This is a genomic window from Sediminispirochaeta bajacaliforniensis DSM 16054 (assembly GCF_000378205.1).
In the GTDB taxonomy this organism is placed as follows: Bacteria; Spirochaetota; Spirochaetia; order DSM-16054; family Sediminispirochaetaceae; genus Sediminispirochaeta; species Sediminispirochaeta bajacaliforniensis.
In genome coordinates this window covers 25,173-33,381 of the sequence record NZ_KB899436.1, presented here as the reverse complement: position 1 = coordinate 33,381, position 8,209 = coordinate 25,173, and the positions used below count along the sequence as shown (strand labels likewise).

11 protein-coding genes are annotated in these 8,209 nt (G+C 46.9%); all 11 read right to left on the bottom strand.

Translation table 11 applies throughout. The annotated features are described in order from the left end of the window. Window positions 1–686: Rpn family recombination-promoting nuclease/putative transposase (locus F459_RS22680; protein WP_020614491.1), on the bottom strand; the 686-nt coding region annotated here is incomplete at its 3' end. A 196-nt stretch (window positions 687–882) separates the two neighbouring features. After that, complete coding sequence (locus F459_RS0120300) at window positions 883–1,380, bottom strand: hypothetical protein (RefSeq protein WP_020614490.1); 498 nt, start codon at window positions 1,378–1,380, stop codon at window positions 883–885. Continuing rightward, window positions 1,377–2,474: a hypothetical protein gene (locus F459_RS0120295; RefSeq protein WP_020614489.1), complete on the bottom strand. Its 1,098-nt coding sequence runs from the start codon at window positions 2,472–2,474 to the stop codon at window positions 1,377–1,379. Before F459_RS0120295 ends, F459_RS0120300 begins: the two co-directional genes overlap by 4 nt. Next, complete coding sequence (locus F459_RS0120290; RefSeq protein WP_020614488.1) at window positions 2,467–2,985, bottom strand: hypothetical protein; 519 nt, start codon at window positions 2,983–2,985, stop codon at window positions 2,467–2,469. The genes F459_RS0120295 and F459_RS0120290 overlap by 8 nt, the downstream gene beginning before the upstream one ends. Then, on the bottom strand, window positions 2,975–3,196 hold the full coding sequence (locus tag F459_RS0120285; protein ID WP_020614487.1) for a hypothetical protein: 222 nt from the start codon (window positions 3,194–3,196) through the stop codon (window positions 2,975–2,977). The genes F459_RS0120290 and F459_RS0120285 overlap by 11 nt, the downstream gene beginning before the upstream one ends. Next, window positions 3,168–3,761, bottom strand: a complete 594-nt coding sequence (locus F459_RS0120280) for a carboxypeptidase regulatory-like domain-containing protein (protein ID WP_020614486.1) — start codon at window positions 3,759–3,761, stop codon at window positions 3,168–3,170. Before F459_RS0120280 ends, F459_RS0120285 begins: the two co-directional genes overlap by 29 nt. Then, the gene (locus tag F459_RS0120275) at window positions 3,751–4,293 is read right to left on the bottom strand and encodes a hypothetical protein (protein ID WP_020614485.1); all 543 of its coding nucleotides are present in this window, start codon (window positions 4,291–4,293) and stop codon (window positions 3,751–3,753) included. Before F459_RS0120275 ends, F459_RS0120280 begins: the two co-directional genes overlap by 11 nt. Next, complete coding sequence (locus tag F459_RS0120270; protein WP_020614484.1) at window positions 4,286–5,236, bottom strand: hypothetical protein; 951 nt, start codon at window positions 5,234–5,236, stop codon at window positions 4,286–4,288. Before F459_RS0120270 ends, F459_RS0120275 begins: the two co-directional genes overlap by 8 nt. Further along, window positions 5,236–5,676, bottom strand: coding sequence for a type II secretion system major pseudopilin GspG (gene gspG / locus F459_RS0120265; protein WP_020614483.1), 441 nt, complete (start codon window positions 5,674–5,676; stop codon window positions 5,236–5,238). The genes F459_RS0120270 and gspG overlap by 1 nt, the downstream gene beginning before the upstream one ends. Before the next feature lie 18 nt (window positions 5,677–5,694). Beyond that, window positions 5,695–6,744 (bottom strand): type II secretion system F family protein, encoded by a 1,050-nt coding sequence (locus F459_RS0120260; protein WP_020614482.1) that lies wholly within the window; start codon window positions 6,742–6,744, stop codon window positions 5,695–5,697. Next, window positions 6,744–8,207: a GspE/PulE family protein gene (locus F459_RS0120255; protein WP_020614481.1), complete on the bottom strand. Its 1,464-nt coding sequence runs from the start codon at window positions 8,205–8,207 to the stop codon at window positions 6,744–6,746. The genes F459_RS0120260 and F459_RS0120255 overlap by 1 nt, the downstream gene beginning before the upstream one ends. Window positions 8,208–8,209 lie beyond the last annotated feature (2 nt).

Below are 8,209 nucleotides of genomic sequence, written 5' to 3'. Positions count from 1 at the left end.
TTGATCCGGGACAAGACCGGTTGTTTTTGTTGCTCCTCGACGGAAGCAAAGAAGTTGTTCAGCCACTGGACCAGCAGCTGGACTGCCTCAAGTTTCTCTTCGGTAATAATGGAAAGGAAGATATCGATCTCGGCCTCAAGCTCTTTGGGAGAGGAGTTCTCGGCATAGAAGACCGCGGAAAGGGCGTTTTTGATCTTCGCGAGGCTCTGCTTTGGAATCTGGTTCTCGATAACCGGGTAGTACTGGAAGGATGGGATGTACTTTTCCGGGATGGACTGTTCGATGAGGTCCCGGCTGTTAAGCGGAGCGGTCCACCTTCTGTCGCCGTTATAGATGAGGATGGGAAAGACGGCAGGGAAGAGCCCTGAGTCGGTAGTCTGATGAAAGCTTTGGTAGAACTCGGTGATGTAGCGAAGGAACCTGAGCGGCATGGAGTGGTCGACGGTAGACTGGAACTCAATGAGCAGGAAGAGGTAAAGGGGTGTAACGGTGTAATTGATCTTCCAGATGATATCGGATTCCCTGGTTTTGAAGTCTTCGGTAATGAAGCTTTTATCGACCCGTTCAAGGGAGGCAAAGTCGAGTTTACGAACGAAACGTTCTTTAACAAAGGCCTCCATGAGGCGCTGAACGAAGATGGGGTGTGAGAAGAGGAACTTGTAGCGTGTATCGTGCTCGCCTGCCATGAGGTAATACTACTACGGGAAGGGTGGTTTGGGCAATTGGAGGGAGGCTATAACGATGCGTTAAGGAGACGAAGGGCGCCGGAGGCGGTCCGAGGCGTAAGGCGAGGACGGGAGCGAAGAGCGAACCCCGGAGTCGACTGGCCCGGAGCGAGGAACGAGCGAGGGCAACGCCCAAATAAAACGATGACATGTGTGATTATTGGAGTCGTATTTTATATTTTGTTGTGCCGTCGGTGAGGATGAGTGTCGCATTGTCTGCATCGATGTTTTCTATGGATATTCCGTGTACAGTTTCGCCTGGCGCAAGATGTAATGCATCGTTAAAGAGATTGTCTTTCATAAGGTAGACGGTCTGATTATTGATTTGCATTGTACCGATGTATGAAAATCGTTTTTCATCATATCGGAGCTCCTGTTCCGGTTCAGGGAGCGCGGACGGAAGCAAAGCTGTTTCTTCTTTCGGCGGTCGGTAGAACATACCGGCAATGGATGCAGCCGGAATGGTCGTTTCCTCGGGCCGATAGGTATCGTCCTCGTTGTGACGCTTTTCTTCCTGGGCACTGGCTGGATGGACCGTATGAGGGGGATCTTGCAGGATGGTAGCGGGGGGGAGAACATAGAGGAGGAGCAATAGTATTGTCAGGGTGAGAATGATTATGATCATGGATGCTTTGACAACGATTTTGATGTTCATTTCTTGCTTGTCCCATGCTGAAAGGTATTTTTGATGATCTGAAAGCTTCTCGGCCTCGTAATGCTTACCGCAGTTTGGTCGCGCGGTCGATATGAACTTTCTGCATCGGGCAGTTCTGCGACGATGAGCTCCCTTTGGGAGCTGTTGCTGGCGATGCTAATCTTCCAGAACCATGTTTTTGTTCCGAGATAGTCGTATACGATGTGATTTTCATCTTTTACTGAGAAGATGGATTCCAGATCGGAGGGCTCTATCTCACCTGAGGTTCGTCTCTGGACGATGGTGTTATAGGTCCGATCAGGGTGGGGCAAGGGTTTGTCTCCGAAGTCATACGAGAGAATTTCCCGGAGAATATCTTTGTGAATGTAGTGAACGTTCATAACCGGAACACTGTTCATACAGGGATAGAGCTGTTTCATTGCCGAAGTCATAACAGCGCTTAGTTCGTTGTTGCAGATAATGGTTTTTCGTGTTCTGTATTGCTGGATCTTTTGTCTGAAGGATTCCGCCCCATATTCATTTCCTGTCCTGATGGTGTAAAGATAGCGTATTGCCAGCTCATCGGCAATATTGAGGTTGAGGTAGCTGTAGCTGGTTAGGTACGATGTTAGGCCGTCATCCGAAAAAAAGTCCGGATATGAATCTTTGAGGGAAATTCCCCAGCCCTTTTCGTTCCTGTACTGTTCAAGTTCGGCCATGGTATGACCCTCGGTGAATATACGCTTCTGCACTTGCGTTGCGTCGATAATTTCATCCCGGAAGAATTGGGGATTTATCTTACTTGAGATGTCTTCCAAAACAACGGAGCACGTTTCACTGTTCAATTCGGCAACGCGCTCCCATACGGGATCTGCCGGTGAGTCGGCGGCTGGGGTGCCGTCTTCGAGCAGTCCTTGTATGATTTCTTCAGCCGCTTTTTGCGTTGATAGTTCTTCTTTTGGTGAACCAAGCTTTGTTATGCTGTTCATGGTCCCGGCGGTATGCAGTGAGATGCCAAGCAAGAGTGCCGAAAGGAAGAGAATAAGGGCGAACGCGTACGCTGTTCCAAAGGCTTCTTCAGTGGCTTCAATGGATAGAGACGCTTTCTTATTCATCTGCTTCCTCATCGATTATTGGGAAGCCGCCAAAGAGTGCTTTGCATTCGTATACCGTTTTCTTCGTGTCATAAAGGAGAACGGTAATTCCCGTAGTTATATTCTCTTTTACGATTGGGGTGATCGTTCCATCCGTTAAGGCGGTATAGATTATCGGCGTGTCGGAATTGGTTGACACGCCAAGGCCCCTTTCATCAAAGCAAATTTGCAAACAGCTCTCTTTGTCGCCTTTCAGAAAGGGAAGTGTGCATGCTTTGCTTTCAGGTTCCAGAACGATGGAGTGTTCCCAAAATGGGATTTCTATAAGAGCAACTTCTTCCCGAAGAAGAACATCAAATTGTGCGGCCTGGGATAGAAAGAGATAATGATTCCGTAATTCTGTAATATGGGAAAAGAAGGTACTGCCGCCGATACAGACGACAACCGACCCAAGACTAAGGATAAAGATTGCAACAATGCTTTCAAGTATGGTAAACCCCTCCTCGTATATGCATGTTGATCTATTTTTCATCAAAGTGTATTTCCTGGGCATCGATGTGTTTGTTATAGTCGGATAGATAGCTCTCCAACCTCTTTTGAATACGGTGATCGTTTTCGACAAAGGAAGCGTAGGAAGCCGACACTGCGATGGAGAAGATAGAGAAAATACCTATTCCAATTATTGCGTCAAGGAGTACATACCCCTGCTGAAAGTCAGAATGTCCTTTCTTTTTCCTCTTCAAGTTTTTTCTCCAGTTTTCGAATTGCCGATGAGGTGTAGCCCTCCTTCTGAATATCTGAAAGTGTTTTTGCGCATGCGTCGTACTCTTTCATATAGAACTGATAAATGGAAACAAGGTAAAGAAGTACAGGATCCGAATTATCAACCAGCATTGCCTTATCGATAAACGTTGCCGCTTTTTCCCAGTCCTTTGCTGCAATGCCAGATTCAATTTCCTCTTTGAAAAAGGTAAGAGATGAAAGCTTGAGATAGAGAACCTGCTTCGGATCGAAGAAATCAAAGTCTATGTGTTTTGTCTCAAACCCTTTTTTTGTTATGGTAAGTGAATATGACCTCGCATTGAGTTTGGGAAGGAGGAATCTTCCGTCGATATCGGAATTGTAAGGCACTTCCCGTCCTTCTAGTATAACGGAGGCTCCCTCTACGGGATTATTGTAATCGTCGAAGATTATTCCCATCAAATTGGCAGGAAAACTTTCTGCGACGGGTTTCGCCGTACTGGAACAGCCTGATAGTGCAATGAGGGATATGAGGGCCAGCCGAAAAAGAGGAAAGCTATGTTTCATGATGCTCACTATCCTTATGGAGTTGGGGTATCGTAATGAAATTTACCATCATGGAAAGGGTGTATTCATATTGGCTCGCATTGAAACTGATTGAAAGCTGTGCAATATCGATTTTTTTATCGAGTGTATGGAGGTACTGCAGATAGCTAAGAATAGAACGTATGCTTCCGACTGCCGTGATATTTAATCGCTTTGGTTCCGCCGATTCTATCGTGCTGTAATTCTTGATGGTGACACCCCGATTCTTTGCGCTGTCGATCATGAAATCACAGAATTCGTAAAAGGTAATTTCATCGCTATCGAATAACCTGGAGGATTCTTTTTGGTAACGTTCTTGCAGCGCCCGTTGTTTCGCTTCAAGCTGCACCGTCGCCTGCTCTATTTCGCTTTTCGATGCTCCCTGCTCACGGTAGCGGGCGAGCATTGCCTGCCCCGTTCTGATAGATGATAGATTGGCATGGATGAACAGAAGTATGGGAAGAAGACAGCTTAGCAAAAGTAAACGAAGAAGGAGACGACGTTCTTTATCCATCGTATCTTCCTGTAAGAGAGAATTTATAGCGTCCTTCATACTCCTGAATTCTCTGAATACTGACATGAGAGAATAATGTATTTTTAGAAAGAAGATCCGATATCCGGATCGGGTCCTCGCTGATACAGTCGATGGAAAATTTGCTTTGTTGAATGGTGATTCTTTCGATTTCCATGTGTCTGCCGGCGGTTGTATAGAGGGCTTCGATCATGCGATAGGGACTGTTAATGTTCAAGGCGGCAATATCGTCGGCAGATTCTTCCAGAGATTGTATTTCTGAACTAAGGAGGCTATTTCGGGTATCGGCTCTCATGATTTCGTTTTGTATCCGTTTCGCCGCGTCTTGCTTTTCCCCGATAAGGGTTGCATATCGTGTGGTTATTCCCGCAATTAAGAGAAGAATCAGCAAGCATAAGCTGAAACATGTTGTAAAGCTTAACTGCCCTGTTCCTTTTTGCGAGAGATATCGATGATGGATGCTAAGACGGGGCTGTGGTATGATTCGTTCTTTTGGGGGAAGTGCGAGGTCCTCATCGCCGGGAGGCGTGAAGAAAACCCAATGTGAGTGTTCGTCGTCGGATTGCACAATCTGTGACCGTACGGGAAGCCCCTCTTCTATCGTTATTTGTTCGATGGTTCCTTCGGCGTAAAGGTTGACGCTTGTGATTCTGGTATGCTTTTTTAAAATATCCGGCAACGTAAAAACAGGAATATATGGTGGTTTGCCTGAGAATGTATCGGCGGTCTTTTTGGAAAGAAAGACAATAATGATGAGCTTGTCGCCGAGTATTCGATACCGATACTCATATACACCGTTGTTACCGGGATAGATAGCGTGAATATGCGAAGCAATATAGGTGTCTATGCCCTCTCCGGTTTTTTTGTCGGGAACCGGAAGAAAGCGGACATCGTACAAGGCCCTCGAAAGAAGATCAGCGGACATTAATTCCCCCAGGAGGTGATGTCCTTGTCCAGGGCCTCTCCCCCCTCAAGGCCGTCGGCCCCGAAGGAGCGAATTCCAAATGGCAGCCCATTGGGACCGGGAACCGTGTATTCGAAGGGATTGCCCCATGGGTCGAGCGGAACCTCTTTTTCGAGGTATGGACCATTCCACTCTTCGGGCACCGGCGCTATGTTTGTTTTCTTCCATAAGGCATCAAGGCCTTGATCCTGACTTGGAAACCCTTTGTTATCGAAGAAATAGGAATTGAGGGCAAGGGAAAGGTTTTCTATTTGAGTTTTTGCCGTTACGACCTTGGCTTTATCTATGTATTTGAATGCCATAAATCCTACCGAACTTGTCAAAATCAGGACAATTGCAATGACGATCAAGGTTTCGACAAAGGTCCACCCTTCTTCCCACGTTGTGTTTTTTTTCTTCATAGGAGCTCCTCCTGCATGCTATACAATCGTTCCGAAAAGCGAAAAAAGCGGAACAATGAAATTGAGAATGAGATAGATGATAATACTACCGACGATGATGATTAATAAAGGTTCGATGATTCCCAAAAGTCTTGTCGTAAGGTTGTCGATTTCCGCCTCGTAGAAGTGCCTCAGCTGCTCAAAGACTTTATCGGTTTCTCCCGTATTTTCTCCGATACCGACCCATTGTTTTACCCTCGGCGGAATAAAGGGATGAGAGGAAAAGGAGTTATAGAGATTTTTGCCGGAGACAAGCTCCTGGTGGATCATGGTAAAGGTCTTTTTTAGCTCGGAATTTCCACAGACCGACACCGATTCTTTTATTGCTGATGATAAAGGAATGCCGTGTCGTGTTAATGTTTCAACCGCAAACGTGACATTAAAGATATCCGTTATCGTGATGATGTGGCGAAGACCGGGAATCCGTATGAAAAAACGGTCGCTTTTTTCTTTTACTTCCGGGCTGTTTTTTCTCAAGATAAATAGGGTAAGCACGGCAATAAAAAGTACGATACAGAAGACACCGAATAGCTTCAATCCAAAGATCTTCTCTTCGAATGAACGTATTTGCGTACTTCCTTCTCCGATTTCCTGAAATAACGCTTCAATTCTGGGAACAGCGAAAAGGGTAAGAAAGATCATCCCTGTAAACAACATGAGGAGTACGATAAGGGGATAGATAGATGCGTTGATGAACTTATCTCTGACCTGTTTTTTGCGCTCCAGATAGGTGCGAAGGGTAGGCAGGATGGTGGACAGCGAACCAATTCGGTCCCCGATACCGACCAGGCCGTTATATAGAGGGGGAAATTGGTAGTCACTGTTTTCAATGAGCCGGGAGAGGGAAACTCCTTTCTTTAACCCCTCTTCACAATAATGGGACAACGCTGTGATGGTCCTGTTCGTCGAGAAAGAATGGATCATCTGGATCGCGTTATAAACCGACAAACCGGAGTTCAAAAGGAGAGAGAGGTTCGATGTAAAATCGAGAAGCTCTTTAACCCCGATTCTTTTCCCTTGCGACGCCATTATATGGCCCTCTCTATTTCGGCCAGGTCTGTTATGCCTAATACGGTCTTTTCGAGTCCGTCCCGCATAAGTGAATGTACCCCTTCTTTCTTTAAGCAGTTTGTAAGTGTGCTGTTCGGTGCGTTCCGGACGATGAGATCTTCGAGTTCTGCCGAGCTTACAAAACATTCTGCCACAGTGGTCCTGCCTGAATAACCGGTATAGTTACACTCGGGGCATCCCTTGTGCCGAAATATCGTTTTCGGTGATAGGCCATGTGCCTGATAGATGCTTTTCTCTGCTGTCGACGGTTCCGCTTCATACTTACAGGAGGGACAGAGTACCCTCACCAGTCGTTGGGCGACAGCCCCCCTCAGGACGGCGGCAAGAAGATATGATTCTACGCCCATATTGATAAGCCTTTGAACCGATGAAACGGCATCATTGGTATGGAGGGAAGAAAGAACGAGGTGGCCTGTCAGAGCCGCCCGAACGGCGAGCTGAGCCGTGTCCGCATCGCGTATCTCTCCGACCATGATGATGTTGGGGTCCTGCCGTAAAACCCTCCGCAGAAGAGAGTGGAAGGTCAGACCTATCTCATCGTTGGTCTGAATCTGATTTACCCCTTCGATCCTGTATTCGACCGGGTCCTCGATGGTCACGATTTTACTCGATTCATGGTCGAGGTTACGGATAATGGCATTCAGACTAGTTGTTTTTCCCGAACCAGTAGGACCGGTAAAAAGAACAAGGCCGTGAGGCTGACGATACAGATGGGTGATCCGTTCCTTTACCGAGTCGGAAAAGCCCAAATCATCAAGCTCGAGAATGGCCCCTTTACGGTTGAACAGCCTAAGAACAATGGATTCGCCTCCTGCTATCGGCACGATGGAAAGGCGCATGTCCAGTTCGACCTGGGCAATGCTTACCGATATCCGTCCGTCCTGGGGAAGCCGACGTTCCATGATGTTCAGATCTGCCATGATCTTTATTCGGCTGGAAATGGCGGAGAAATAGGAGGCATCGTATTCCATGATAGAGACCAGTACCCCATCTATCCTGTACCGTATAGAGACCTTGTCCTGCCTTCCTTCTATATGAATATCCGAAGCCTTTTTTTGAATGGCTTCAATGAAAATCGAATTTACAAGATTGATGATCGGGGCATCGTCGGCGAATTTGTCGATTTCGATATGGCTGCTGGCGCCGTTTGCCGACTCGTATTCCGAGGTACCGGAGAGAGCTCTTCCAAGATATATGGTGAAGTCTTCCGGTTCTATTTCGACGAACTCAACCTTCCCCCGGTGAAAATCCTCTATCTCGTCAATCAGTTCCTTTCTGATGGGGGGGCATACTCCGACGATTGATAAGCCGTCCGGTCTGCTTCCCAGCTTCAGTACATGGTTTTTTTCCATATACTTGACGGCATACTGTTCCTGTAACGGTGGAAGGGGCTCGAAGGACTTGATCGTAGCTCGTTTCATCG